This window comes from Stenotrophomonas sp. 8(2023) (genome assembly GCF_030345295.1).
Taxonomy (GTDB): domain Bacteria; phylum Pseudomonadota; class Gammaproteobacteria; order Xanthomonadales; family Xanthomonadaceae; genus Stenotrophomonas; species Stenotrophomonas muris.
Genome location: NZ_CP128404.1, coordinates 1,174,856 through 1,200,970 on the forward strand (window position 1 = coordinate 1,174,856; position 26,115 = coordinate 1,200,970).

The window sequence follows — 26,115 nt, forward strand, 5'->3', positions numbered from 1 at the left end:
ATGGCGGGCCCGCTTTCTGTCATGGATGGTTGCAGTGCTGAGTACGATCGGTTTGTTGATGGGCCTGTATGTGGCCTGGCGCCTGTTCTGGCCGCTGCGCATGCCCATCGGGTTGAAGGTCGTGCTGTCGCTGCTGGTGGTGGCCATGGCCGTGCAGCTGCGCATCGTGGCCACCTTCTGGGGCACGATGGCATCGCCGGAAATCCCGAAGATGGCCATCGCGGTCCTGGCCACCGGCTCCACGGCGGTGCTGCTGCTGGCGTTGCTGATGCTGGTGCTGGACGTGGGCCTGCTGCTTTCGCGCCTGCTGCGTTGGCCGCGCATCGTATCGGCCCTGCGCGCCTCGAAGCTGCGGCCGTTGGCCGGCCTGCTGGCGCTGCTTGTGAGTGGCTATGGCGTCAGCCAGGGCATGGCCGTGCCCCAGCCCAGGCAGATCGACGTGGCGATCAAGGATCTGCCTGCTGCGTTCGACGGCTATCGCGTGCTGCAGCTGACCGACATCCACGCCAGCCGCCTGCTGACCGGCGACTGGGTGCGCAGGGTGGTGGACGAGAGCAACGCGCTGAAGCCGGACCTGATCGTGATCACTGGCGACCTGATCGACGGCAGCGTCGAGGCCCGCCGTGACGACGCGCGTCCTCTGGCCGATCTGCGAGCGCCGGACGGTGTCATCGCCATCACCGGCAACCACGAGTACTACGCGCAGTACCAGGATTGGATGCAGGCATTCCGCGCACTGCGCATGCAGGTGCTTGAGAACAGCCACCTGCAGGTGCGGCGCGGCGACGCGGCGCTGACCATCGCCGGTGTCACCGATCCGGTGGCGGCGCGCTATGGCCTGCCGTTGCCGGATCTGGATGCTGCGCTGGCCGGTGCCGATCCGTCCGCACCGGTGATCCTGCTCGACCATCGCCCGCGCAATGCACGCGAGGCGGCGGCGCGTGGGGTGAAGCTGCAGCTGTCCGGGCATACCCACGGCGGGCAGATCATCGGCATGGACCAGCTGGTGAAGCGGGCCAATGGCGGTTTCGTGTCCGGCCGCTACGACGTGGAGGGGATGACGCTGTACGTGGGCAACGGCGCGGGCCTCTGGGCCGGTTTCCCGGCGCGCATCGGTGTGCCTTCGGAGATCACCCTGATCACGCTGCGCCGCGCGCCTTGACCTGATGTGGGGTCAGATCCCTTTGCCTTTGGCAAAGGGATCTGACCCCGGCCCGTCAGGCCGCCCGCAGCGGCGGCCGCGCATGCGCACTTCGACGCAGGGCCTGCGCCCGCTTGGCGATCCAGCGCACCACGAAGGCGGTGAACAGCAGCGCCGACGGCACCGCATACCAGAAGTTGCCGGGCACGCGCTTGAAGTACGAGTAGGTGAACACCGCCGCGATGATCCACATGCCGGTGACGTGCAGGCGACGCCAGGCGGTGGGTCCCATGCGCCGGGCGAGCCCCCGGTGCGAGGTGATGGCCAGCGCCAGGATGGCGATGTAGCCCACCGTGCCCGGGAGGTTGGCCAGCGCGGAGCGTGCTGGCCAGAACGCCGGGTTGAGGATGCCGAAACTGGTGATGGCGACTGCGTGCAGCAGGTGCGAGAACGCGAAGGACAGGCCGATGATGCGCCGTTCACGCAGCAGGAACCGGGTGAACGGGCCGGGCAGCAGGGTGGCGAAGGAGGATGCCGTGAATGCCGCCAGGAACAGCAGGAACGATGTGCGGGCGGTGAGCCGGATCGCCGCGCGGCTGCCTTCGGCTGCATCGGGATTCAGGGCGAAGGCGGTCAGTGCGAACGCGATCAGGACCACAGCGATGGCTACGAACAGGCGCCAGCCGTGCAGGAAGGAAATGTTGGAAGCAGCCATGATGAGACCTCGAAGTAGGGGGCGGGTAGTGCCGGCCGCTTGCCGGTCAATGAACGGGTAGTGCCGGCCGCTGGCCGGCACCTCAGAACGCAGGCAATGCAACCAGCCCCCCCGCCGTGCACAGCTCGCCCAGAACGGGCACGCAGGCAGCACGCAATGCGTCCGTTGCCACGTCATGTGTTTCGGACAGCGCCTGCAGTGCCTCATCCACACGCGCGCCGTCGTCACCGAAGACCGAAAGCAGCGCGTAGGCCAGCGGTGACGGTTGCTCGACCTTCAGGCTGAAATCGGCGCGGCGCTGGATCACCAGCAGCGTGGGAGCTGCGCCCAACACCGGTTCCAGCCCCTCGTCCTCATGCACCGGCCACCGGTACCCAAGCACCCGCACCAGCGGCGAAACCGCCAGCACATCACTGTCCTCGGGTACGCGCTGCAGCAGACACCCAGCGCCACGCGCTTCAATGTGCAGCGACTGCTGCGTGCTCTCGTAGTGTGCCAGTTCCGCCGCCCAGTCCGGCAGTGCCAGCGTGTCCTGCACTGCCAGCCAGGCCGCGAACTCGCCGGCGATCCGTGGGAACAACGGGGTCTGGCAGGCGTGGTGGGCGTAGTAGTGCGCCACGGTGTCGCGCCAGCGCGACGTGCCCAACTGGTGTTGCAGGCGCGGCAGGCTGCCGGCCAGCAGGGTCTCCAGGCTGTCGATGCACAGGCGGCGGTATACCGCCAGCCTGCGCGCCTCCACGCCATCGGGTGCGGTCTTTGCAGGGTCCCGCACATGATCGGCCCAGCGCCGTTGCAGGGTAGCCAGCGACTCAGCCATGGGCCACCTCCGGCCAACGTGCCTCAGCCTGTGCCTGGCGGATCTGCGCGACCTCGGCCAGCAACCCGGCCAGCGGCGGGAAGTTGAAGTCGCGCTCGAGCAGCGTGGGACGCACGCCCACCCGCATGTAGGCCTCGCGCAACAGCGCCCAGACCACGCCTTTCACCGGCGCACCATGGGTATCGATCTTGAAGCCGTCGTCTTCATCGAAGTGGCCCGCTACGTGCAGCGAGGCGACACGGTGGGACGGCACGTGGGCCAGGAATTCGAAGGCGTCGTAACCGTTGTTGCAGGCATTGACGAAGACGTTGTTGACGTCCAGCAGCAGGTTGCAGTCGGCTTCGGCGAGCACGGCGTTGAGGAAGTCGATCTCGCTCATGTCCGCGCCGGCAACGGCGTAGTAGGAAATGTTCTCCACGGCGATGCGCCGGCCCAGCATGTCCTGCACCTGGGCGATACGGCCGGCGACATGGTGAACGGCCTCGGTGGTGAACGGCAGTGGCAGCAGGTCGTAGACATGGCCACCGGCGGCGCAGTAGCTCAGGTGTTCGCTGTACAGCTGCACCTGGTGCAGGTCGAGGAAGGCACGGGTCTGTGCCAGCAGGGTGCGGTCCAGCGGATCAGGACCGCCCAGCGACAGCGACAGGCCGTGGCAGGTCAAGGGGTGGCGGTCGCTGAGTTGGCGCAGCGCGTCGCCGTGTGCACCGCCGACGCCGATCCAGTTGTCGGGGGAGACTTCGAGGAAGTCGATGGCACCGGCCGGCATGGCCAGCAGTTCGTCGATCAGGCCACGGCGCAGGCCAAGACCGGCGGCATGGGTGGGCAGGGGCAGGGACATGGCGGATGCTCCACAGAGAGCGCCGCCTTGAAGGCGGCGCCGGGTGAACGTCGATCAATCGGCAACGCGGGAGAACAGGCCCTTCGGCATCGGCTTGCCGTTGGCGGTGTAGACGCTGCGCAGGTAGTCGTGCGCTTCCTGCTCGCTGATGTAACCGTCGTGGTCGGTGTCGATGCGGTCGAACTCGGCGGCACGCTTGGCGGCCACAGCGTTGAATTCGGCACGCGAGACCTTGCCGTCGTGGTCGCGATCAGTGCGGGCAAACGAGGCGTCGCCGCACTTGCCTTCGCCACACTGGCCCTCGGCCACCTTGGCCTTGCCGGCGGGCGTGCCGGTGGTGGCCTTGTTGGCCCCGCACTTGCCTTCACCGCACTTGCCTTCGGCGGCGGCGCTCATGGCCACCGCGCTGATCGCCAGCGGCTGGATCGCCGCGGCCTGGCCGGCCAGCAGCAGGCCACCGGCCAGGGCGATGCCGATGGCACCGATGCGCGGCAGGCGGGAGGAAGAGGTGTTCTTGGTCGAGATGGACATGGTGGTGACTCCTTGGGAAAGCACGCGGGGCGTGCGGGATGGACGCCGCCGAAGAGGCGACGGAAAGCGAAACGCGCGGGAACAGGGGAGTCGGCTCAGGCGGCGCGGCGACGGCGCAGCAGATGGCCCAGCACCAGCACACCGCCGAGCAGGGCACCGCCGAAGCCGATGCCGGGCAACAGCGCGGCAACCGGCAGCAGCAGGGCGATCAGGCTGACGCCCCAACCCAGGCCGTCATTGCGTGCCGTGGCACGGCCGGACCCGGCCAGCAGCCGGTCCACGCTGAGTGCGCCACCGCCGTTGAGGATCAGTGGCAGCAGCATGGCCAGGAACAGCAACGGCAGCTTGAAGTTGCCGTAGCCCTGGTCGGTGATCGCATAGCCCTGCCAGAGTTCACCCAGGCCGTTCCATTGGTCGGGCCAGTGCACGGCGGCGATGGCAACGATGGTGAGTACCCAGAACACGTAGGCCACCGAGCGCGTGGCCAGGCCGAGCAGCAGCATCACCGCACCCACCAGTTCCAGCCACGTGGCCAGCTGCCAGTTCAGCGACGCGGGCAGTGTGGAGAACGGGAACGGGAAGCGGCCTTCCAGGTCGGCGAACCAGTTCTGGCCGCCCAGCTTCTCGCGGCCGGATTCAAAGAACTCCCAGGCCAGCAGGGTGCGCAGCGCCAACGGCGAGAGCCAGCGGCCGACGGCGTCCAGGCGGGGCGTATACACGGAAGAAGCGGTGCTGATCATGGTGGTGTCCTGCGGGCCAGTGGTCGATGGAAGCCATTCCAGGCGGCGCAGGTATCGGCAACGTGTGCCGTTGCCCGGGGTTTTGTCAGCGACTGTGGCCGCGGCCGGGGTTTCGTACAGTCAGATACAAAGACGATGCGCGGATGCGGATCGGGGCGTTGCGCGCCCGCGTGCGGGCAGCGATATCCACCCGAAAGCGCCCGGCCAGGACCGGCGCGCGGATGTATCCCACTGTAGAAACCCGCCTGCGCCCTACAGTCCGGTACAACTCTGCGCTGCGGAGAAACAGCGCCGATACACCGGCAGGCGGAAATGGCCACTCCCAACTCCGGAGTGCCCCCCATGATCCGTACCTGCTTGCTGGCCGCCGCTCTCGCCCTTGCCGCCGCCGCCCCTGCCTTCGCTGCCCGGGCCGATACCGCTGCACCGCCCACCGTCATCCTGGTGCACGGCGCGTTCGCTGATGGCTCCAGCTGGAGCAAGGTCATCAGGACCCTGCATGACTGGAAGCTGCCGGCGGTGGCCGTGCAGAATCCGCTCACCTCGTTGGCCGACGACGTCGCCGCCACCCGTCGTGCGATTGCCGCTGCGCCTGGCAAGGTGGTGCTGGTCGGCCACAGCTGGGGTGGCACGGTCATCACCGAAGCGGGCAATGACCCGAAGGTGCAGGCGCTGGTGTACGTGGCGGCGTTCGCGCCGGATGCAGGGCAATCATCGGCGCAACAGGGCGAAGGCTTCCCGGTCGGTCCGGGCCTGGCCCGCCTGCAGGAAAGGGACGGCTACCTGACGTTGCCGGCTGACGCTGTCGCCCAGGACTTCGCGCCGGACGTGATGAAGAAGTCGGCCGCACTGCTGTACAGCACGCAGGTCCCGTTGAAGGCCAGCGCGCTGGGCGAAGTAGTGAACGTTGCGGCGTGGCGCAGCAAGCCGAGCTGGTACGTGCTCAGCCGTGACGATCGCATGCTGTCGCCGCAGCTGCAGGCCGCCACCGCAAAGCGCATTGGCGCGCAGCTGCAATCGATCGGCAGCAGCCATGTGTCGCTGCTTTCGCATCCGGCGCAGGTGGCCGACAGTATCCTGGAAGCGGCGGGGGTGAAGCCGGCGGAACTGCCACTGGCCGAGCAGGGGGGCTGAGCGATGGCCGGCCTGCGTGCGTACGTGCTGCCGTTGCTGATGGGCGTGCTGGGTGGGGCTGCGCTGTTGATGGCCTGGCCCAGCCCGGAGGCCGATGCGCAGCCGGCACAGGCCGTTCCCGCCGCCGGGTTCGACGGTGGCGGGCCCTGGCACAACAGCCCGCCGCTCACACTGGAGCAGTTGCGGGGGAAGGTGGTGCTGGTCGAGTTCTGGACCTACACCTGCAGCAACTGCCTCAACGTGGCGCCGTATGTCCACCAGTGGCATGCGCGTTACGCGTCGCAGGGCCTGAGGGTGATCGGCGTGCATACGCCGGAGTTCGCCTATGAAGGGCTGCCTGGCAACGTGCGCAAGGCCATCGCACGGTTGGACATCGCCTGGCCGGTGGTGCAGGACAACCAGTACCGGATCTGGAACGCCTGGGGCAACCGCTTCTGGCCCGCACTGTACCTGCTCGACCGGCAGGGGCGGGTGGTCTACCGCCATTACGGCGAGGGCGACTACGCACGTACCGAAAGCGAGATCCAGCGCCTGCTGGCCAACCCCTGAGCCGCGCTACCATGGCCGCACCGCGCGGCCTTGACCTTCGTCCTCATCGAGAACGCAATGAACCACGTACCGCACATCCTGGTCGTCGACGATGACAGCGAGATCCGCCAGATGCTGGCCGATTACCTGCAACGCAACGGCCTGCGCGTGAGCCAGGCCGACGGTGGCCGGGCCATGCGCGCGCTGATGGATACCCATGCCGTGGATCTGGTCGTGCTGGACGTGATGATGCCGGGCGAGGACGGACTGAGCCTGTGCCGCAACCTGCGCGCCGGCAAGCATCGTGCGGTGCCGGTGGTGCTGCTGACCGCCCGCGACGACGAAACCGACCGCATCATCGGCCTGGAAATGGGCGCTGATGACTACGTGACCAAGCCCTTCTCTTCGCGCGAACTGCTGGCACGCATCAATGCGGTGATCCGCCGCACCCGGATGTTGCCGCCGAACCTGCAGGTGAGCGAAGCCGGTCGCCAGCTGGCCTTCGGCGAGTGGCGCCTGGACACCACCGCACGCCATCTGCTGGATGCACAGGACACCGCGTATCCACTCAGTGGCGCCGAATTCCGCCTGTTGCGCGTATTCCTCGATCACGCCAATCGGGTGCTCAGCCGCGACCAGCTGCTCAGCCTCACGCAGGGCCGCGATGCCGAACTGTTTGACCGCTCGATCGACCTGCTGGTCAGCCGCGTGCGGCAGCGCCTGGGTGACGACGCACGCGAGCCGACCTACATCAAGACCGTGCGCAGCGAAGGCTATGTGTTCAGCGTGCCGGTGCAGTTGCTGGGGCCGGACGAATGAACGCCACCGCACGCCGCCCACGCTGGCCGCGCACGCTGTCGGCGCGGCTGCTGCTGGTGCTGCTGGGCGGACTGGCGCTGGCCCACGCACTGTCCTTCGGCCTGCTGTTCTTCGAACGCTACCAGTCCACCCGCAGCATGATGCTGCGCAACCTGGACGAAGACGTGGCCGTGAGTGTCGCGCTGCTGGAGCACCTGCCCGCGGACCAGCGCGATGCCTGGGTGCCGCGGCTGGAGCGGCGCACCTACCGTTACCTGCTGCGCCCGGCCGCGGCCGGACCGGGGCTGCAGACCGATCGTGCACGCCAGGTCACGGCGATCATCGATGACAGCCTGCAGCACCGCTATCCGTTGCAGGCGCGCCAGGTGGCTCGCCTGCCGGAGCGGTTCGAGGTGGAACTGCGCCTGCACGACGGCACTCCCTTGACCATTGAAGTCACCCCGTCGGGCCTGCCGCTGGCGCGCTGGCTGCCCGCCGTGCTGCTGGTGCAGCTGGCGCTGCTGCTGGTGTGCGCGTGGCTGGCGGTGCGCCTGGCCATGCGCCCGCTGCAGCAGTTGTCGCATGCGGTGGAGCATCTGCAGCCGGGCAAGGACGGGCCTGCACTGCCTGAAGATGGCCCGGCGGAAGTAGGCGGCGCAGCAGCCGCACTCAACGCACTGCAGGCACGCATTCGTGGCCATGTCAGTGAACGCCTGCAGATCCTGGCCGCGATCTCGCATGACCTGCAGACCCCCATCACGCGCATGAAGCTCCGGGTGGAGACCCTGCCTGAAGACAGCACCCAGCAGCGGCTGCTGGCCGACCTCGATCACCTTGGGCAACTGGTGCGCGAGGGTGTGGCCTATGCGCGCAGCAGCCACGTCGCCAGTGGCGCGCCGGTGTCGATGGACCTGGGCGCGTTCCTGGCCAGTGTGGTCGGCGATTACGAGGACATGGGCAAGCCGGTCAGTGGCGGTGCGCCCGCTGGACTGGTCGTGCAGACCTGGCCGCAGCTGCTGCGACGGGTGGTCGGCAATCTGGTCGACAATGCACTCCGCTACGCCGGCGCTGCCGAGATCGAGGCCGGCCGTGACGAGGCCGGAAGGGTATGGATCGGAATTTCCGACCGTGGCCCGGGCATCCCCGAGGACCAGCTGCAGGCAGTGCTGGCGCCGTTCCATCGGCTGGAAAGCTCGCGCAATCGCGATACCGGTGGCACTGGCCTGGGACTGGCCATCGCGGTGCAACTGGCGCAGTCGCTGGGCGGCTCGCTGCGGTTGCGCAACCGCGAGGGTGGCGGGCTGAGGGCTGAGCTGCGGCTGCCGGGGTAACGGGCGGGGTCGGATCCCTTGCGGGAGCGAAGGGCTCTGACCCCGATGTGGGATCTGTGACGTTCCTGCACGGCCTTGGGATCGGCGATCATCTGCAGGGAGTGTCGAAACCAGGAAGCACGCAATGCAGGGAACGCAGCATTCAATCCAGCGCCCGCGCCACGTCGCGCTGCTGGTCGGTCTGCTCGCGCTGGCGGCCTGCCATCGCACACCGGACGCACCGACCGACGCACCCGCAGCGGGCACACCGCCTGCCGCCCCGGCCACCGCAACAGATCTCTCTCCGCTGCTCGACGCCTTGCCGACCTGCGCGCTGGACGGCTGGTACATCGATCAGCAGACCGGGCGCCCGGCCCATCCCTGGTTGGCGGCGAACGCGCCGAAGCCCTGCAAGGAAGACGTGGAGAACGAGATCGCCACGTTCTGCGTGCAGGGGCAGTGGAAGGGGCTGCCGGTGGAAGAGGTGATCCTGCCGACGATGACATTCGTTTCGTTCCGTGGGGCCAGGATCGGCCTGCCGCTGGAGAAGGCACGTCCCATCGTCCGCCAGCGTTTCCGCCAGGACTTCCCGGGTGATGCGGCTTACGACGAGGGCCGCGAGCCGAAGCTGATGGCCGATCCCGAAGATGCGCAGCGTTCGTGGCTGCTGTGCAGCACCCCGGAACTGGGCCACGACGTGGACAGCGAGGGAAACATCAGCTATTCCGGCATGAACCTGCCCTACGACCACGACGGTTGCAGTTACCGCTACAGCCCGGTCGACTTCTGCGATGCGCGGCACCGCGCAGCCATCGAAGATGCCCTCCAGCATCAGAAACCCAATTTCAACCGGCACTACCTGCTGGTACAGGTCGATGATCGTCCGGAGTATTTCCAGCGCACGCTGGTGCTGGTCGATACCCGCACGGGCAGGGCGACGCCACTGCCGTTCGATGCCTTCACCGGGCCGGCGGGAAAGGGCGGTGATGCTACCGGCTACGGGACACTGGAGACGGGCGTGGACCGGCAGCAGTTCTGCCTCGATGGCGCGTTGCTGGTCTACCGCGTGTTCGAGGAAGGGCGCTTCTGCTTCGGTTTTGACGGTGAGCGCTTCACCGGCCATGAAACCCAGTACATGCAGGCAGCGGATGGCCGATGACCGGTATTTCACCCGGGCCATGACATCCTGCCCCGAACCTGCGCAACCGGGACCGAGGCTGTTGAAGGCGAACACGCAATGACCGCGGCGCGGCAGCGCTCGATGTGGGTGGCGGGCCTGTCCACGGTAGTGGAGTGGTACGACTTCACCCTGTACCTGTATTTCGCCACGGTGTTGTCGCGGGTGTTCTTCGGCGGCGGCGAACAGGCGCTGCTGGTCACCCTGGCCGGCTTCGCCGTGTCCTACCTGATGCGCCCGCTGGGCGCGCTGTGCTTCGGCCACCTGGGCGACCGCCTGGGCCGGCGCTGGATGCTGCTGGCTTCGATGGCGTTGATGGCGGCGGCGATGCTGGCCACTGCGTTGCTGCCAACCGCGGCCACCGCAGGTACCACGGCGGGCGTGCTACTGCTGGTATTGCGCTGCGTGATGGCGTTTTCGGTGGGCGGTGAGTACACCGGCGTGGTGGCGTACCTGCTGGAAAGCGCACCGGCGCGGCGGCGTGGCCTGGTGACCTCGCTGGCCTCGGCCGCCAGTGAAGTAGGCGCACTGCTGGCGGTAGCGATCTCGGCGGTCACCGTGGCGCTGCTCGCGCCCGCGCAGCTGGACAGCTGGGGCTGGCGTATTCCGTTCTTCGTCGGCGCTGCGCTGGCACTGGTGATCCTGGTCGCGCGCTCGGGCATGCACGAATCGCCTGAGTTCGAACGCCAGCGCCGCGAAGGCAGCATTCCTGCCACGCCGCTGCGGCATGTGCTGCAGCACCACCCGCTGGCGGTGGCGCGCACCTTCGCGATCTCGGCCTTGGGATCGATCACCTACTACGTGGGCATCACCTATGTGCCTGCGTTCCTGCACGCGCAGGGCCACGATGAGGGCGATGCACTGTGGCTTTCGACAATTGCGGCGGTCGCAGTGATTGCGATCACGCCGCTGTGTGGCGCATTGTCCGACCGCGTCGGGCGGCGGCCGATGCTGCTGGGCCTGACCCTGCTGGCAGCGTTGTTGCCGCTGTCCCTGTTCGCCTGGATGGCACAGGCGCCGCCGTTGGGCATTGCGCTGGCGGCGGTGCTGCTGGCCTGCGTGGCCGGCGGCGTGAGCGCGGTGGCGGCCCCGGCCACGGCCGAGCAGTTCCCCGGCGAAGGGCGGGTGAGTGGGCTGGCACTTGGCGTGACCATGGCCACGGCCTTCTTCGGCGGGGCAACGCCATGGCTGGCGCAATGGTGGGTGGAACGCAGCGGCTGGGCGGCGGCGCCGGGCGCGATGATCGCGCTGGTGGCGGTGCTGGTGCTGCCGGTGCTGTGGACCCTGCCCGAGACGGTCCCGGGCAGGGCCAGGCGCTAGCAGGTCAGACCTTCAGGGTCTGCTCGATGTCGGCCAGCACGGCGGCCGCATCGACGCCGATGGCAATCGACTGCACCACGTGGCCGTCCCACACGCTGGGGCCGAACGCCAGGCCTTCCGGCTTGGGAATGGTCATGCCGCGGGCGACGCCGTCGGTGGCCACGCGCACGCTGGCGCGCTCGAACTGGAACAGCTCCGGACGGGTCAGCGCGATGCAGGCGCAGCAGTCGTGCACGACCATGCCCTTGTGGCCGGCCTGCAGGTAGAAGTCCACGTAATCCTGCGACAGCGCACGCACCAGTTCGGCATCGGCACCGCCGATGGCGGCCAGCTTGTCCAGACCGTCACGGTCCATTTCCACGCGGGTGGTCACGTCCAGGCCGATGGCGGTGACCGGCCAGCTGGCAGTGAACACCACGTCGGCCGCTTCGGCATCGCCCCAGATGTTGGCCTCGGCGGCCGGGGTGATGTTGCCGTTGACGTGGAACGCGCCGCCCATGATCACCACGCCGCGCACCAGGCCGGCGATGTCCGGGGCCTGCTGCAGGGCCAGCGCGAGGTTGGTCATGCGGCCGACCGCGACCAGGGTCACTTCGCCCGGATGGGCGCGGACCAGGTCGATGATCAGCTGGTGAGCGGGGCGCGCGTCGGCGGCCACGTCCAGTTCGGCCGGCACCGGGTGGTTGCCCAGGCCGTTGTGGCCATGGATGTGCACCGGCCAGGCTTCGGGGGTGGCTTCCGGCTGCAGCGGGCCACCGGCGCCGCGCGCGACCGGGGCGGCAAAGCCCCAGGCCTGCTTCAGGTACAGCGCATTGTGCGTGGTCGACTCCACCGAGGCATTGCCGAAGGTGGTGGTGACGCCGATCAGGTCAATCTGGGCGTGCTTGTGCAGGTACAGCAGGGCCAGGGCGTCGTCGACGCCCGGGTCGGTATCGAAAATGACTTTCAGCATGTTGTTGTTCTTCTTCTTCCGTGTGGTGCGGGGGGCGCCGGCGGCCTGGAAGCAGGCAGGCGCGCCCTGCATTGTCCCATCTTCATGACGGGCAGGGCCATTGCCGGGCTGGCAGGCCCATAATGCCCTCCAGTCCAGGCATGGAGCCGCCGAATGTTGATCGTTGCCCTTCTGCTGGTCCTGCTGGTGCTGGGCCTGAACGTGGCGGCTACCGTGGTGATCGTCAGGCGTGATGGCCTGTCGGCGGGTGGCCGCGCGGTGCAGCTGCTGCTGGTCTGGCTGCTGCCGCTGGTCGGCGCCATCCTGTGCCTGGCAGTGGCCACGGCCGGTGGCTCGGGCAGCCGGGGGGATGGCGGCGGAAGCCATGACACCTCCGTTGGCTATTCCAGTGACAGCCACAGCCATCACAGCTACAGCAGCTCCGACTGCAGCAGTGATGGTGGTGGGGGGGACGGCGGCAGCTGCGGTGGCGATTGATCAGACTTTTCGGGATGCCGGCCAGCGGCCGGCACTAACCCGCCGAGGTCACGTCCCGGTAGTGCCGGCCACTGGCCGGCAACCTCTTCCCCTCAGCCGCCGCCTTCGGCGGGCAAGCGGCCACGGCACGTTCAGCAGCCCAACCAAGGTCACGTCCCGGTAGTGCCGGCCGCTGGCCGGCAACCAAATCCGCTCAGCCGCCGCCTTCGGCGGGCAAGCGCCCACGGCACGTTCAACAGTCCAACCAAGGGCACGTCCCGGTAGTGCCGGCCGCTGGCCGGCAACCACATCCGCTCAGCCGCCGCCTTCGGTCGGCAAGGGCGCCGGCACGTTCAACAGCCCGCCTGCCGCCACATAGGCGGCCAGGGCCTGGCCCTGGCTGAGCAGATGGCGTTCCATGGTGCGTTCGGCGGCCTGCGCGTCGCGGCGGCGGAAGCACTCCATCAGCTCGCGGTGCTCGGCCAGCGATTGCGCGGTGCGCCCTGGGGTCAGCAGCTGGCGGCCGCGATGCATCTTCAGGATGCGGTGCAGGTCGTGGGTGATGCGGATCAGCCACGGGTTGCCGGCGTAATGCTGCACGGTTTCGTGGATCAGGTAGTTGTTGCGGTAGTACTCGGCGATGTTGCCCTCGGCCGCCGCCGCTTCCATCGCCGCATGCAGGGCCTCCAGCTGTTGCACGCCGGCATCGTCGATGTGCCTCACCGCCTCGTGTGCGCAACGGCCTTCCAGCATGGCCATCACCGGGAACAGCTGGTTGAGGTCTTCCAGCGTCAGCCGGGTGACCCGGCTGCCACGACCGGCATCGATCTGCACCAGGCCTTCGGCTGCCAGCAGCTTCAACGCCTCGCGCAGGGGCGTACGGCTGATACCCAGTTCCTCGCACAGCGCGGGCTCGTCGATCCACTCGCCCGGCGGCAAGCGGTAGTCATAGATGCGCTCGCGCACGTGTTCGGCCACCTCTTCGTACAGAGGCGCGCGCTTCTTCGGTGACCGCGGGGCAGGGGCAATGGCCATGCGCAGAGTGTAACGCCAGGTCGCGCCGGCCAGCGGCCGGCACGACCCGATGGCGGTTACATCCAGCCCGGCACCACGAACACCACCCAGGCCAGCAACGGCCCCAGCGCCACCACCAGACCGCTGTACACCAGGAAGCGACGGAACAGGCTCTCGCGCTCTTCCTTGGCTGCCGAAGCCACCACCAGTGCGCCATTGGTGGAGAACGGGCTGACATCGACGATGGTGGACGACACCGCCAGCGCGCAGATCACGCCAGCGGCGCTGAGGTGACCCTGCATCAGGAACGGCACGGCCAATGGAATCGTTGCGCCGAGCACCGCGGCCGACGAGGCGAATGCAGAGACGATGCCACCCACGTAGCAGACCAGCAGTGCACCCAGCAGCGGGATGCCGATGTCGGACACGCCATTGCCGATGAAGTCCACCGCGCCGGCATGTTCCAGCACGCCGATGTAGGTCACCACACCGCAGATCAGCAGCACGGTGGACCAGCTGATGCCATCGACCGCGCCCTTCTGGCTTTGTGGCGACAGCAGTGCCAGCGCGACAGCCACGGTGATCGAGACCAGGCCGACGTTGAGGTTGTAGATCAGCGCGGCCACGCCCAGGCCGAGCAGGCCGATCAGGGTGAACAACCGCTCGCGGGTCAGGCTGACCTCATCCAGTGCCGCCGGATCGTTGGACAGGGTGCCGCCGCCCGCCGCGACCAGCGCGCCATGGCCTTCGATCGCGAACTGGCGCGAGGATGCCTGCGGGCCACCTGCCATCGCCAGCTCGGCATTGCCGATCGTTCCCGCTGCCGTGATCGAACCGCGACGCAGCAGGGCGATGCCACCGAAGGCGAAGAAGCAGATCGTCGCCATCATGAAGTTGAAGCCCAGGCTGGTCAGGAACACCGCCATCTCGGTCACTTCCAGCCCGGCATTCTGCACCACTCCATTGGTGATGCTGCCGTACACGCTGATGGGCGAGAAGCCGCCGGCCTGCGCACCATGGATGACCAGCAGGCCCATCATCAGTGGATTGATGTTGTACTGCTTGGCAAAGCGCAGGGCGACCGGGCCGATGATCGCGACCGCGGCCGGGCCCAGCGCACCGAACGCGGTCAGGACCGCGGTGATCACGAACATCACCCACGGAATGGCCACGATATGGCCGCGTACCGCTTTCACTGCCCAGTGCACCAGCAGGTCAATGGTGCCGTTCTTCTGCGCGATGGCGAACAGGTAGGTGATGCCGACCAGGGTCAGGAACAGATCGCCGGGAAAGCCGGCCAGGACCTCTTTGCCGCCCATGTCGACCCACAGCCCCCCGATGATGAAGGCCAGCGCGAAGGCGACCGCGCCCATGTTGATCGGCATCGCGGTGGCGACGATGAACATGATCACCAGACCGATGATCGTTGCGATTTGTGGACTCATGCGCCCTCCCAGACACGTGACTCACGTACAGCGCGGATGGAGACCCGCCATCCCGGGGTAAGGCGACGTACGGCGTGTTGCGTGATACGTACTGCTCGAACCCGTTACTGCAGCCGTTCCAGCGCGCTGCGGACCCAGGCCGCGGCGCCTTCAAGGCTCTGGAACTCTTCCACCGCGCGCACCTCGCAGCACGGATAGGCCGGCGCGACCATGCGCGCCAGCGCGTTGCCCGGGCCCAACTGCAGGAATACCCGCGCGCCGCGCTCGAAGGCCTGGCGCATCACCTGCGCCCATTCGATGGTCTGCGCCAGTTGCAACGAAAGCGTGTTGACTGCCGTTGCGCGGTCCCGCACCGGTCGCGCATCGATGCCGGCCAGCAGCGGCAGGCGTGGGGCCTGCAGTGGCGATGCATCGAGTGCGGCAGCGAACGGTGCGACCGCCGCCGCCAGCAATGGTGTGTGTGCGGGCACGCGCACCGGCAGCAGACGGATGTCCGCGCCCTGCGCCCGCGCTGCATCGGCCAGCCGCTGCAACGAGGCGTGCGTGCCGCCCACGATGAAATGGTCCTGCCCGTTGGCGATGGCCACGTGCGCACCGTGCAGATCGCACAGCGGCTGCAGTACATGGCGTTCCAGGCCAAGCACCGCCTGCAGGCCTGCATCGGCGGGGCTGGCGCTGTCCATCAATCGCGCGCGCTGCGCCGCAAGGGCAAGGCAGGTGGCCGCATCGAAGCTGTCGGCAATGGCGTGCGCGGCGAGCTCGCCGATGCTGTAGCCAGCGATCAGCGTCGGCGCTGGCACGCAGTCGCGCAGTCCTTGCCACTGCGCCAGGCTGGCCGTGCACAGCAGCGGTTGTGCCTGCGCATTGTCGAAGCGGTCTTCGGCCCCAGCGGCGGAAAATACATCGCGTCCGAGCACCGTGCTGGCCAGATCAAGGATGTGGCGTGCGGCCGGAAGATCGCGCACGCGTTCGAACATCTCCGCGTGCTGGACGCCTTGGCCGGGGCAGAGCAGGGCAAGGCTCATGCGACCTCCTGCTGCAGCAGGAACCAGGCACAGGCCAGCAGGTCGGCACTGCCGCCGGGGCTCAGCCGGCGTGCGACGAATCCATCACCGATGCTGTGCAGGCGTGCCTGCCAGCCGGGTACGAAGGCGCCACCGGCATCGAGGAAGCCTCGCGCCTGTTGCTGGGCCCAGCACAGGCCGTTGGCGCCGCCACGGTGCAGCAGGTTGAGGTCATCCACGCACGCGATCAGCTGCACCAGGGTCTGGCACATCGCGGCCTCGCGTGGCAGGTCGCTGGCCAGCGCGTGGCGCAGTGTAGGCAGTGCCACCTCGCGCAGCAGCGGGTAGCCGGCGGCCGCTTGTTCGCGCACACCCTGCACGCCGTGCCGTGCGCGCGCGCGCTGGCCAGGGCTGTTCGCATCAAGTGGTGCGCCGGCGAGCTCGGCAGCCCAGCGGCGCACTTCCTGGCAGACCTGCTCGGCTGCGATGGCACCGCCCGCGCGGCCCCGACAGGCAGCGGAAGCCGCGACCAGCAGGCCAAGGCTGAAGACCGCGCCGCGATGAGTGTTGATGCCGGCGGTCGCGCGCAGCATCGCGATTTCGGCGGAGATGCCACACCGGCGCAAGGCATTGAAGTCCGCCTCGGCTGCACCGAGGCAGGCCACGGCGATGAAGTAGTGGCGCAGCGTGAACAGGCTGCGCAGGAACGTGCCGGCGTCCATGTCGTGGTGGCTGCCGCTGTCGAAGGGGGTGACCAACCCTGGCTTGGGTGCAAGGGCCAGTTCGGCGTGCAGGCTGGCGATGGCGAGGCGCCCCAGACGCGCGCTGTCCACGGCAGCTGGCCTGACCGCCGGTTGCACGAGGGCGTTCACGCGCTCACTCCGGTGGAGGCGAACAACGCATCACGTAGTTCCAGTGCGGCACCATCGAGGCGCTTGACCAGTACCTCGCGGCTGCGCCCGGCGTATTCGCGCCAGTTCACCGCGCCACCATCCACCAGGCACAGTTCGCCATCGACCCGATGCCCGAAGGCGCTTTCCCAGTGCTGCAGGCGCTCGACCAGCAGGTCGGCCTGGCGCGCGTCGCCCACCTGCCACAGCAGGTCGATGTCCGAGCGTGCGTGCACATAGGGCAGACCGCTGAGGTGCTGCCAGGCGAAGGCGCCGAACACGCGGGCCGGTGCAAGCCGCAGCATTGCCTGCAGTGCCGCCTGCCAATCAGCCGGAACGCCGCCGGCGAGAATCTGATCCAGGGCAGGGGGAGGCTGCAGGTGCTGGATGTCCTGCAGGGCCACGCGCAGCGCCAGCCGTTGCTTGCCTTCGCCTGGCGGCAGCGGCACCCCCAGGCGAAGCCGCGGGTCGGGATCATCCGCCGCACTGCGTGCCACCATGGCTGGCAGGCCCTGTGCGAACCATGCTGCCAGGCGCGGTTCGTGTCCAGTCACGTCAGCCCGCCAGTCGGCATCGGCCGACAGCCAGGCCAGCGTGTGGCGGGCGGGCCGCTCAGGCATCGCCGTGGGCCACCGCAGTCGAAACCGCTGCCGCCAGGGCGCGACCGCCGCGCTGTGCGCCGCGTGCGGCACGTCGGTCGCCTTCGGCGGGTGTGCGCAGGGCCTGCAGCAGGTGCTGGGAAAGATCGCCTTCCCACAACGAGTCCACCGCACCCATCGCCACGTAGTTGGCGACGCCCGGCGCGAATACCGGCGAGCTCTGGCTGAGCGCCTGCAGCTTCTCCAGCGGTTGCTTGGTCACCCGCGCCATTGCGCGCAGGTCCATCACCCGCACCTGTGCATCGGGCAGGGCGTGGATGTGGTCGGCCATCAGGCCGAATGAGAGGAAGCCGCCACTGACGGATTCGCCGTAGACCAGGGTGATCAGGCGCGCACCACGGCGGCGTGCCAGATCGAGCGTCTGCGCGAGATGCGCAAAGTAACCATTGATGCCCAACAGTTCGTCGCGCCGCGCCAGGCGCTGTCCGGCGGTATCCACCAGCATCACGATCGGTCGCTGTGGATGTGCGCCGGTGCTGGCAAGCACGGTTTCGGCCAGTGCCAGTGCGTGGTCCACGCCGACTTCAAGTTTGTCGGCGGTACCGATCACGGTCACCTCGCCATCCTCGGTGGTGGCGCTGCCGGTCAGCACCGAATCGTTCACCGCAATGGCATGCCCATGCGGGAACAGGGCATCGAGCAGGTTCTGCAACGGCATGCTCATGGCAGGCTCCGGTCGGCGGTGGCGATGAGGAACTCATCGGTGTCGAGCAGCGGTAGTCGCTCGGGGGCTGCGATGCCTTGGCGGGCCCAGATCTCCAGGCCATCGCGGCAATCGCCCCAGGCCTGCACGCGCGCCTTCAATGCCGCATGGCGTTCCTGCAGCGCAGCCAGTGCAGTATCCGGATCGGTGCTACTGGTATCAGGCTGAAGCGCGTTGCTGGCCGCCTGCGCGAAGGCCTCGATGGCATCCGGCACCAGCACCTGTGCCTGGTCGATCAGGTAGCGGTGCTTGCCTCCCGTTACGCGCCAGACCAGCGCGCGATCGCGGGAATCGAACTCTTCCACGCCGCGCACGGTTTCGATCACTTCCGGGCCGGACAGCGACAGGCGCCCCTCTTCGGACATGATGACCGTGCTGCAGCAGCGGGCGACGATGCCCATGCCGCCGAAGGCGCCGTTGCCGCTGCCGATCAGCGCGATCACCGGCACACCCGCTGCACGCGCGTCCAGGGTGGCGCGCATGATCTCGGAAATGGCGATGAGCCCTGCATTGGCTTCGTGCAGGCGCACACCACCGGTGTCCAGCAGCAGAAGCACGCCTTCGGGATGTGTTTCGGCTGCGCGACGCAGCAGCCCGGTCAGTTTGGCACCGTGCACTTCGCCCACGCCGCCGCCCATGAATTCACCCTGCTGCGCGGCCAGCAGCACGCGTCGGCCACGCAGCGTGGCTTCGCCGACAACGACGCCGTCGTCGAACGCCGCGGGCTGGTCGAGCTGTGCCAGGTGCGGGCTCATCATCCGCCGCGCCGGGCCGAGGAATTCCCTGAAGGAACCGGCATCGACCAGGCTGGCGATACGCTCGCGCGCATCGGCTTCGTAGTAGCTGTAGCGCTGCGTCCGGTTCATCGTGGATCTCCAGCACGCAGGGTTTCCACGGCTTGGTCCAGGCGCAGGCTGACCACCGCCGGGGTGGCACCGGCATCGTTGATCGAGATGCGTACATCGCGTAGCGGATGACGCTGTGCGAAGTCGTTGATCACCGCTTGCCACACGCTGCCGAAGCCCTTCGCGGCGGTGATGATGCGCACCGTCATCGCGCCTTCCAGCGCAGCGGGTTCCAGCAGGATTTCCAGGTTGCCCGAGGCCAGCACGCCGACCAGCACCGCTTCGCGCGGGAACTGCACCGCAGTGTGTCCTTCGAATCGATAGTCGAGGGTTTCCATGCTCAGCCCCTTACCAGTTGCGGAAGCGCTTGGGCGGGTCGTACAGACCGCCGGACCAGCGCACCAGGTCCTTCACCGAACGCGCCGCCAGCAGGTCACGGCTGGCATCGCGCACGGAGATGCCAAGGTCATCGGGACGGCGGATCACGCCGCGGTCGCGCAGGTTTTCCACCATCGCGCGGTCGCGGCCCAGGCCCACGGCGGTATAGCCGGCCACGCCGCGGATCGCCTGTTCGCGTTCCTCAGGGGTGCGGCACAAAAGCAGGTTGGCGATGCCTTCTTCGGTCAGCACATGGCTGACGTCGTCGCCATAGATCATCACCGGCGGCAGCGGCATCTGCGCGCGCTCGGCCAGTTCCCAGGCATCGAGCCTTTCGACGAAGGCCGGTGCCATGTGCTCGCGGAAGGTTTCCACCATCTGCACCACCAGCTTGCGCCCGCGTGGCATTTCGCCCGGGCGCGCAGCCTGTTGCCCGGCCTTGATCCAGGCCTCGCTGGCATGGCGGCGGCCGCGTGCGTCCGAGCCCATGTTCGGTGCACCGCCGAAGCCGGCGATGCGGTCACGGGTGGCAGTGGAACTGTTGCCCTGTAGGTCGATCTGCAGGGTGGAGCCGATGAACATGTCACAGGCATACAGGCCGGCGGTCTGCGAGAACGCGCGGTTGGAACGCATCGAGCCATCGGCGCCGGTGAAGAACACATCACCTCGCGCGGCGATGTATTTCTCCATGCCCAGTTCCGAACCGAACGAATGCACCGATCTGACGAAGCCCGATTCGATCGCCGGAATCAGTGCCGGGTGGGGGTTCAACGCCCAGTGCTGGCAGATCTTTCCCTTCAGCCCGAGCGATTCGGCGTAGGTGGGGAGCAGCAGTTCGATGGCCGCCGTATCGAAGCCGATGCCATGGTTGAGGCGGTTCACGCCGTACTCGGCGTAGATGCCCTTGATCGCCATCATCGCCATCAACACCTGGATCTCGGAGATCTGCGCCGGGTCGCGGGTGAACAGCGGTTCGATGTGGTTCGGCTTCGGCGCCTGCACCACGAAGTTGACCCAGTCAGCGGGAATGTCGACGCGGGGGAGGGCGTCGACGATCTCGTTGACCTGGGCGATGACGATGCCGCCACCGAAGGCAGTGGCTTCGACGATCACCGGCGTGTCTTCGGTGTTCGGGCCGGTGTACAGGTTGCCGTGCCGGTCTGCGGCCTGCGCGGCGACCAGGGCCACGCGCGGGGTCAGGTCGATGAAGTAGCGGCCGAACAGTTCCAGGTAGGTGTGGATGGCACCGATCTGGATGCGCCCTTCAGCCACCAGGTTGGCCAGGCGCACCGACTGCGGGCCGGAGAACGAGAAGTCCAGTTTCGAAGCGATACCACGCTCGAATACATCCAGATGCGAGGGCAGCGACAGCACCGACTGCACCATGTGCAGGTCGTGCACGCGGGCCGGATCAAGATCGGCCAGGGCCTGGGCGAGGAAATCGGCCTGCTTCTGGTTGTTGCCCTCCAGGCAGACCTTGTCGCCGGGCTCCAGCAGTGCATGCAGCAGCTCGCCTACGTCGCCGGCGGCGACCTCGCGTCCCCGGGCCCACGGCGCGGCACGTTCCAGGCGGGCCTGGCGACTGCGTTCCAACGTATCCCAGCTCGGGTTCATTGACCGGCTTCCGACGGGTGTTGGAATAATTACGGCATAATTACGGCGTAGGGTGCAACCTGCAGTGCAGCAAAAGGAAAGGCCCGCACGGAGACGGGCCCATTCAGGTAGCCCACGACCGTGGTCGTGGCGGAGGGCGTGCCGACCAACGGTCGGCACCCACCTTGCACCCGTCGTTTGCTCAGAACTTCCAGCGCAGGCTGGCCGACACGAAGCGCGGCTCGCCGAAGTTGTTGTAGTCCAGGTTGGCCCAGTAGGTCTTGTCCAGCGCGTTGCGCACGCTCAGCGTCGCGGTCCAGTTGTCGCTGATGCGGTAGTTGGCGTTGAACTGCACCAGCGAATACGCCGGCTGGTTCACCGTCACCGTGCCGCCGAGCGGGTAGGCGATGTTGTAGCCCTGCACCCGGCTCTGCCACTGCAGGCCACCGCCGATGCTCAGTCGCTCCAGCGCGCCGCGCAGCTGCAGCTGGGTGTTGAGCTGCAGCAGGTCCTTGGGCGGATTGGCGTACAGCAGGTCGGTGGCGGCGCGGGTCACCTTGACGCGGGTGTAGCCGGCATTGACCGTCCAGCCCGGCAGGATCTCGCCGTTGACGTCCATCTCCCAACCGCGCGCCTTGGTGCCGTTGATGCCGATATAGGCCGAGCTGCCGTCGCTCAGCGTACCTTCCGGCACGCTCATGTCACGCACCGCGTAGTTGTCCTGCTTGGCCTCGAACACCGCCGCATTGGCGGTCAGGCGGCCATCGAACCACTGCGTCTTGATGCCCGCTTCCAGGTTCGAGCCCTGCACCGGTGCCAGCAGGTTCTCGTTGCGGTCCTTGTAGTTCTGCGGATTGAAGATCTCGGTGTAGCTGGCATAGGCCGACACGTTCGGGGTGATCTCGTAGACCAGGCCCACGTACGGAGTGACCTCATCGCTCACCTTGTATGCACCGCTGGTGCCGGTATAGGCGCCGGCAGCGTTGTACGAGCGGCTGAGCGTTTCCCAGCGGCTCAGGCGCGCACCGGCAATCAGCGACAGCGGCTCGGCCAGGCGCAGGCGGGTGGCCAGGTAGACGCCGCTCTGCGTGGTCTTGGCCACGCGGCGTGCGCCGGTGCGGGTGTAGGTCACTTCGGAGATGTCGCCGTTCCAGTTGAACACGTTGGGGATGTAGTAGCAGCGCTCACGCCCGCAGGTCGCCCAGTCGCCCGGGAAGTTCAGCGCCACGGTATTGGTGGTGCCTTCCAGGTCCGACCACTGCGCGCCGACGGTGAGGTCGTGGTCGCGGCCGAACAGCGGGAAGCTGCCGGTCAGGTAGGCATCGACATTGCGGCGGGTGTCCTTCGAATCACCGGCGGCCGCGCGCAGGTAGATGCCCGCGCCGGTCACCGGGTCCGGGTTGCCGGTGCCGTACAGGCGCACGTTCTGCACGTTGCCGCGGGTGTAGGCGGTGTTGATCTTCAGCAGCCAGTGGTCGCCGAAACGCTGTTCCAGGTTGGCGAAGGCGGTATTGCTTTCGCGCTTCCAGTAGCTCCACTTCGGCGACAGGTTGGTCGAGCGCGCCAGATGGGCGAAGTTGCCCTGGTTGTCGAAGAACGCCACGGTGCCCCAGGTCGAACCGGTCGGGTTGTTGTCCTGGGTCTGGTAGCCGACGGTAACCGTGGTGCTGTCGGTGACATCGCCTTCCAGCACCGCCATGCCGGCCATCTTGTTTTCCTTGTAGCGGTCGTAATACAGGCCACGATCGGTGTAGGCGGCGACCACGCGGCTGCGGAAGCGGCCGTCGGCGGTCAGCGGCGCGGTTACGTCGGCTTCCATGCGGCGGTAGTCCCAGCTACCGGCGCTGACCGCGAACGACGCGTCGAATTCCTTGCCGGGGCGCTTGCGCAGCAGGTTGACCGTGGCCGACGGCACGCCGGCGCCGCTGAGCAGGCCGTTGGCACCGCGGATCACTTCGATGCGGTCGTAGAAAGCGGTGTCGTACTCCTGGTTGGTCGAGCCGCTGTAGGTGGGAATGCCGTCGACCTGGAAGTCGGTGATGGCGAAGCCGCGCGCGTAGTACAGCGGGCGTTGCGTGTCATAGAAGGACACGCTGACGCCGGTCACGTTGCGCATCACATCGTTGATGCTGAACAGCGATTCGTCCTGCAGGCGCTGCAGGCTGATCGCGGTGGCCGACTGCGGGGTTTCCTGCAGGGTGATCGGCAGGCGCGTGGTACTGGCCGGCGGCGCCGACTGTTCGGCACGCACGCTCACCCGGTCCAGGGTCTTGGCGTCGGCAGCGCCATCAGTGGCGGCGAACGCGCTGGGCGCGGCCAGCAGGGTCAAAGACGAAAGCAGGGCAGCCGGCAGCAGCGCGCGGCGGGGCAGGCGGTTATCGAAGGTCAGGCACATGGTGGGCTCGAAGCGTGGAGGCGGGGAGGGGCGGCAACAGTCGTCCAGCACCCGGGGCGGCGGCTTCGGGCACGGTCAGGTCCGTCTGGGGCGAGGCGCGGTCACTGCGCAGGACGCAAATGTAAATAATTCTTAACAACATTACAATTCGCGTCATTGTGCGCAGGGTTCCCGGCACGGGGCATCGCTTTCTGTAAAGCCGAGCCATGCTCGGCTGCTTTTTGCCGGAGCCGAGCATGGGCTCGGCTCTACAGGCGGTAGCCTGCACAAACGCAAACGGCCACCCGAAGGTGGCCGTCCGTCTGCATCGAAGGGAACCTGCGGGCTTACAGCGCCTGCAGTTCCTCGTTGGCGTTGCGCTTTTCCTTGGCCGGCGCCGGAACCGCCGCCGGAGCGGGCGATGCCGCGTTCGCGTCCACCGGCACCTCCAGGTAGGGCAGCTGCAGGGTCTGGCTGGTCAGCGTGCGGATCTCGTTGACCAGCGCGGCGCTGTCGTTGAGCTTGCGCCCGTACGACGGCACGATCTCGCGCAGGCGGGTTTCCCAGCCGGCCTTCATCTGCTCCGGGAAGGCCTTGGCCATCAGGTCAAGCATGATCGGCGGCGAGGTCGACGCGCCCGGCGACGCGCCGAGCAGGGCGGCGAGGGTGTGGTCCTTGTCGGTCACGATCTCGGTACCGAACTGCAGCACCGGGCCCTTCAGCGGATCGCGCTTGATGATCTGCACGCGCTGGCCGGCGGTGACCAGCTTCCAGTCACCCGGCTTGGCATTGGGGAAGTACTTGACCAGTTCGGCCTGGCGGTCGGCATCGTTCAGGCGCGCCTGTCCCATCAGGTACTGCACCAGGTCCAGGTTGTCCTTGCCCACTTCCAGCATCGGGCCAACGTTGTTGTGGGTGACCGAGGAATACAGGTCCCACCACGAGCCGTGCTTGAGGAACTTGGTGCTGTACAGCGCGAACGGCCCGAACAGGACCACCGGCTTGCCGTCCAGCTTGCGTGCATCCAGGTGCGGCACCGACATCGGCGGCGAACCGGTTTCGGCCATGCCGTAGGCCTTCACCCCATGGCGCGAGGTCACGTCCTGGCCCTGGAAGGCGAGGAACTGGCCGCCGACCGGGAAGCCGGCGTAGTCCTTCGATTCCGGAATGCCCGACATCTGCAGCAGCTTCAGTGCGGCGCCACCGGCACCGATGAACACGAAGCGGGCGTGGGTGGTGGATTCGGTGCCGGCCTTGAGGTCCTTCACCGTCACGTTCCAGCTCTTGTCGGCGTTCTGCCGCAGCGCGCTCACTTCATGGTTCAGGTGCAGGCTGAAGTTCGGGCTGCGCTGCAGGCCGGCGGTCAGCTGGCGGGTGATCACGCCGAAGTTGACGTCGGTGCCCAGCGGCATCCAGGTGGCGGCAACCTTCTGCTTCGGGTCACGGCCTTCCATCAGCAGCGGGGCCCACTGCTTGATCTGGGCCGGATCCTCGGAGTACTGCATGCCGTAGAACAGCGGATTCCTGACCAGGGCCTGCTGGCGCTTGTGCAGGTAGGCGATGTTGTCATCGCCCCAGACGAAGCTCATGTGCGGGGTCGGGTTGATGAAGTCGCTGGGCTGGCTCAGCCGGCCCTCCTTCACCTGATGCGACCAGAACTGGCGCGAGACCTCGAACGATTCGGCGATGCCGACCGCGCGCTTGGTCTCGATGCTGCCGTCGGGCAGTTCCGGGGTGTAGTTCAGTTCGGCGAACGCCGAGTGGCCGGTGCCGGCGTTGTTCCAGCCATCGGAGCTTTCACCGGCGACGCCGTCGAGGCGTTCGTAGACCTGGATGTTCCAGTCCGGCTGCAGCTCCTGCAGGTAGGTGGCCAGGGTGATGCTCATGATGCCGGCGCCGACCAGCACAACATCGACGGGCTTGTCGTTGCTGGCGGCAGGCACCGAGCGCTGGGTCAGCGGCCAGTACAGGAACAGCGCGGCGGCCAGCAACAGCAGCACGAGCAGGGCGAGAAGAGCCTTGCCAAATTTCTTCATGGGGGCGGGATCGTTGGCGGAGGGGAAGGGGTCAGGATGCGCGTGGGGCAGGGAAAGGGCGTGAAGAAACAACGCCTTGCATCATCCACCGATGATTCTAACCGGATCCGGTCCTTTTTTGATGCAACGCAGCATCCGACGTTTCGCGGCGCTGCCACATGGGCGGCAGGCGATGCCCGGCGACAGTGGGATCAGACCAGTTCAAGGATCTCGTCGCCAGCCTCATCGACCCCGCCGGTCGGGCGCCAGCCCAGGCGGCGGTAGAAGCCGTGCGAGCGCGAACGCGGGTCGGCCGAGCAGGCCAGGAACAGCCGCCGGTGGCCGGCATCGCGGGTCAGGCTGACCACTTCCTGCAGCAGCTGGCGGCCGATGCCGCGGCCCTCGTAGTCCGGCAGCAGGGCCAGCACCAGCACCTCGCCGCTGTCGCGGTCGGCGAAGCAGTAGCCGGCCATGCGCTCGCCCTCCCAGGCGACGCGGCCGATCGAATCGCCCTGGGCGATGCCGGCCGCCCAGCTGTCCACAGTGATGCCCAGCTGGGCCAGCTGCTCGGCGCTGAAGGCGTTCTCGCGGGTGCGCCCACGCAGGTCGATGCAGGCAGCGGCATCCTCGGGGCGGGCGTCGCGCAGGTACACGGGCATGCCGGACATCCTTGTAATGGTCGGCCCGCCAGTATCCGCATCGCGCATGGACCCGGTGTGTAGGCTTGATGGAGATCCG

General features: G+C 67.6%; 26 protein-coding genes. 8 read left to right on the plus strand and 18 right to left on the minus strand.

Translation table 11 applies throughout. The features are described from left to right. The first annotated feature begins 25 nt into the window (after positions 1-25). Positions 26-1,162: a metallophosphoesterase gene (locus QP609_RS05445; protein WP_197621328.1), complete on the plus strand. Its 1,137-nt coding sequence runs from the start codon at positions 26-28 to the stop codon at positions 1,160-1,162. A gap of 55 nt (positions 1,163-1,217) precedes the next feature. Here the strand turns inward: QP609_RS05445 and QP609_RS05450 are convergent, their stop codons facing one another. From QP609_RS05450 to QP609_RS05470, 5 genes are all read right to left on the minus strand, one after another. After that, positions 1,218-1,856, minus strand: a complete 639-nt coding sequence (locus QP609_RS05450; RefSeq protein WP_049441148.1) for a ferric reductase-like transmembrane domain-containing protein — start codon at positions 1,854-1,856, stop codon at positions 1,218-1,220. Between the two features lie 82 nt (positions 1,857-1,938). Then, on the minus strand, positions 1,939-2,673 hold the full coding sequence (locus tag QP609_RS05455; protein ID WP_197621327.1) for a putative DNA-binding domain-containing protein: 735 nt from the start codon (positions 2,671-2,673) through the stop codon (positions 1,939-1,941). Then, the gene (locus tag QP609_RS05460; protein WP_197621326.1) at positions 2,666-3,511 is read right to left on the minus strand and encodes a DUF692 domain-containing protein; all 846 of its coding nucleotides are present in this window, start codon (positions 3,509-3,511) and stop codon (positions 2,666-2,668) included. The genes QP609_RS05455 and QP609_RS05460 overlap by 8 nt, the downstream gene beginning before the upstream one ends. Positions 3,512-3,565: 54 nt before the next feature. After that, the gene (locus tag QP609_RS05465; protein WP_142234403.1) at positions 3,566-4,042 is read right to left on the minus strand and encodes an EF-hand domain-containing protein; all 477 of its coding nucleotides are present in this window, start codon (positions 4,040-4,042) and stop codon (positions 3,566-3,568) included. A 95-nt stretch (positions 4,043-4,137) separates the two neighbouring features. Further along, positions 4,138-4,782, minus strand: coding sequence for a DoxX family protein (locus tag QP609_RS05470; RefSeq protein ID WP_014646323.1), 645 nt, complete (start codon positions 4,780-4,782; stop codon positions 4,138-4,140). Between the two features lie 342 nt (positions 4,783-5,124). Here QP609_RS05470 and QP609_RS05475 point away from each other — a divergent pair, with 342 nt between their 5' ends. The 6 genes from QP609_RS05475 to QP609_RS05500 all read left to right on the plus strand — a co-directional run bounded on the left by QP609_RS05475 (position 5,125) and on the right by QP609_RS05500 (position 11,049). Beyond that, the gene (locus QP609_RS05475) at positions 5,125-5,916 is read left to right on the plus strand and encodes an alpha/beta hydrolase (RefSeq protein ID WP_046429443.1); all 792 of its coding nucleotides are present in this window, start codon (positions 5,125-5,127) and stop codon (positions 5,914-5,916) included. A 3-nt stretch (positions 5,917-5,919) separates the two neighbouring features. Next, positions 5,920-6,465: a redoxin family protein gene (locus QP609_RS05480; protein ID WP_014646325.1), complete on the plus strand. Its 546-nt coding sequence runs from the start codon at positions 5,920-5,922 to the stop codon at positions 6,463-6,465. 57 nt (positions 6,466-6,522) lie between these two features. Then, positions 6,523-7,263 carry a response regulator gene (locus QP609_RS05485; protein ID WP_032960784.1) on the plus strand — a complete coding sequence of 247 codons (741 nt, stop codon included), beginning with the start codon at positions 6,523-6,525 and terminating at the stop codon, positions 7,261-7,263. Beyond that, on the plus strand, positions 7,260-8,573 hold the full coding sequence (locus QP609_RS05490; RefSeq protein WP_197621325.1) for a HAMP domain-containing sensor histidine kinase: 1,314 nt from the start codon (positions 7,260-7,262) through the stop codon (positions 8,571-8,573). The genes QP609_RS05485 and QP609_RS05490 overlap by 4 nt, the downstream gene beginning before the upstream one ends. 124 nt (positions 8,574-8,697) lie before the next feature. Further along, a complete protein-coding gene (locus tag QP609_RS05495) occupies positions 8,698-9,711 on the plus strand; it encodes a hypothetical protein (protein WP_197621324.1) in 1,014 nt (337 codons plus the stop codon). A gap of 78 nt (positions 9,712-9,789) precedes the next feature. Next, positions 9,790-11,049 (plus strand): MFS transporter, encoded by a 1,260-nt coding sequence (locus QP609_RS05500; protein WP_049441162.1) that lies wholly within the window; start codon positions 9,790-9,792, stop codon positions 11,047-11,049. A gap of 4 nt (positions 11,050-11,053) precedes the next feature. Here the strand turns inward: QP609_RS05500 and QP609_RS05505 are convergent, their stop codons facing one another. Further along, the gene (locus QP609_RS05505) at positions 11,054-12,001 is read right to left on the minus strand and encodes a nucleoside hydrolase (RefSeq protein ID WP_024956998.1); all 948 of its coding nucleotides are present in this window, start codon (positions 11,999-12,001) and stop codon (positions 11,054-11,056) included. Between the two features lie 153 nt (positions 12,002-12,154). Between QP609_RS05505 and QP609_RS05510 the strand changes: the two genes are divergently transcribed. Then, complete coding sequence (locus QP609_RS05510; protein ID WP_197621323.1) at positions 12,155-12,478, plus strand: hypothetical protein; 324 nt, start codon at positions 12,155-12,157, stop codon at positions 12,476-12,478. Positions 12,479-12,772: 294 nt separating this feature from the next. On the opposite strand, the gene QP609_RS05515 is transcribed toward QP609_RS05510, so the two are convergent. From QP609_RS05515 to QP609_RS05570, 12 genes are all read right to left on the minus strand, one after another. After that, positions 12,773-13,492 (minus strand): GntR family transcriptional regulator, encoded by a 720-nt coding sequence (locus QP609_RS05515; protein WP_049441166.1) that lies wholly within the window; start codon positions 13,490-13,492, stop codon positions 12,773-12,775. Positions 13,493-13,548: 56 nt separating this feature from the next. Continuing rightward, complete coding sequence (locus QP609_RS05520) at positions 13,549-14,916, minus strand: SLC13 family permease (protein WP_197621617.1); 1,368 nt, start codon at positions 14,914-14,916, stop codon at positions 13,549-13,551. A gap of 104 nt (positions 14,917-15,020) precedes the next feature. Continuing rightward, a complete protein-coding gene (gene mdcH, locus QP609_RS05525) occupies positions 15,021-15,941 on the minus strand; it encodes a malonate decarboxylase subunit epsilon (protein ID WP_197606256.1) in 921 nt (306 codons plus the stop codon). Then, complete coding sequence (mdcB, locus tag QP609_RS05530; protein ID WP_197606258.1) at positions 15,938-16,792, minus strand: triphosphoribosyl-dephospho-CoA synthase MdcB; 855 nt, start codon at positions 16,790-16,792, stop codon at positions 15,938-15,940. The genes mdcH and mdcB overlap by 4 nt, the downstream gene beginning before the upstream one ends. Further along, positions 16,789-17,430, minus strand: coding sequence for a malonate decarboxylase holo-[acyl-carrier-protein] synthase (gene mdcG / locus QP609_RS05535; RefSeq protein WP_134808614.1), 642 nt, complete (start codon positions 17,428-17,430; stop codon positions 16,789-16,791). Before mdcG ends, mdcB begins: the two co-directional genes overlap by 4 nt. Continuing rightward, the gene (gene mdcE / locus QP609_RS05540) at positions 17,423-18,127 is read right to left on the minus strand and encodes a biotin-independent malonate decarboxylase subunit gamma (RefSeq protein WP_169411659.1); all 705 of its coding nucleotides are present in this window, start codon (positions 18,125-18,127) and stop codon (positions 17,423-17,425) included. The genes mdcG and mdcE overlap by 8 nt, the downstream gene beginning before the upstream one ends. 2 nt (positions 18,128-18,129) lie before the next feature. Continuing rightward, entirely contained in the window at positions 18,130-19,038 is a 909-nt protein-coding gene (locus tag QP609_RS05545; RefSeq protein WP_197606262.1) for a biotin-independent malonate decarboxylase subunit beta, read from the minus strand. Beyond that, positions 19,035-19,355 (minus strand): malonate decarboxylase acyl carrier protein, encoded by a 321-nt coding sequence (gene mdcC / locus QP609_RS05550; RefSeq protein WP_134808613.1) that lies wholly within the window; start codon positions 19,353-19,355, stop codon positions 19,035-19,037. The genes QP609_RS05545 and mdcC overlap by 4 nt, the downstream gene beginning before the upstream one ends. 10 nt (positions 19,356-19,365) lie before the next feature. Beyond that, on the minus strand, positions 19,366-21,009 hold the full coding sequence (gene mdcA / locus QP609_RS05555) for a malonate decarboxylase subunit alpha (RefSeq protein ID WP_075076128.1): 1,644 nt from the start codon (positions 21,007-21,009) through the stop codon (positions 19,366-19,368). A gap of 181 nt (positions 21,010-21,190) precedes the next feature. Continuing rightward, positions 21,191-23,383, minus strand: a complete 2,193-nt coding sequence (locus QP609_RS05560) for a TonB-dependent siderophore receptor (RefSeq protein WP_075076127.1) — start codon at positions 23,381-23,383, stop codon at positions 21,191-21,193. A gap of 326 nt (positions 23,384-23,709) precedes the next feature. After that, positions 23,710-25,398: a malate dehydrogenase (quinone) gene (gene mqo / locus QP609_RS05565; protein WP_197621618.1), complete on the minus strand. Its 1,689-nt coding sequence runs from the start codon at positions 25,396-25,398 to the stop codon at positions 23,710-23,712. 191 nt (positions 25,399-25,589) lie between these two features. Continuing rightward, positions 25,590-26,036, minus strand: a complete 447-nt coding sequence (locus QP609_RS05570) for a GNAT family N-acetyltransferase (protein WP_014646343.1) — start codon at positions 26,034-26,036, stop codon at positions 25,590-25,592. Positions 26,037-26,115: the final 79 nt, after the last annotated feature.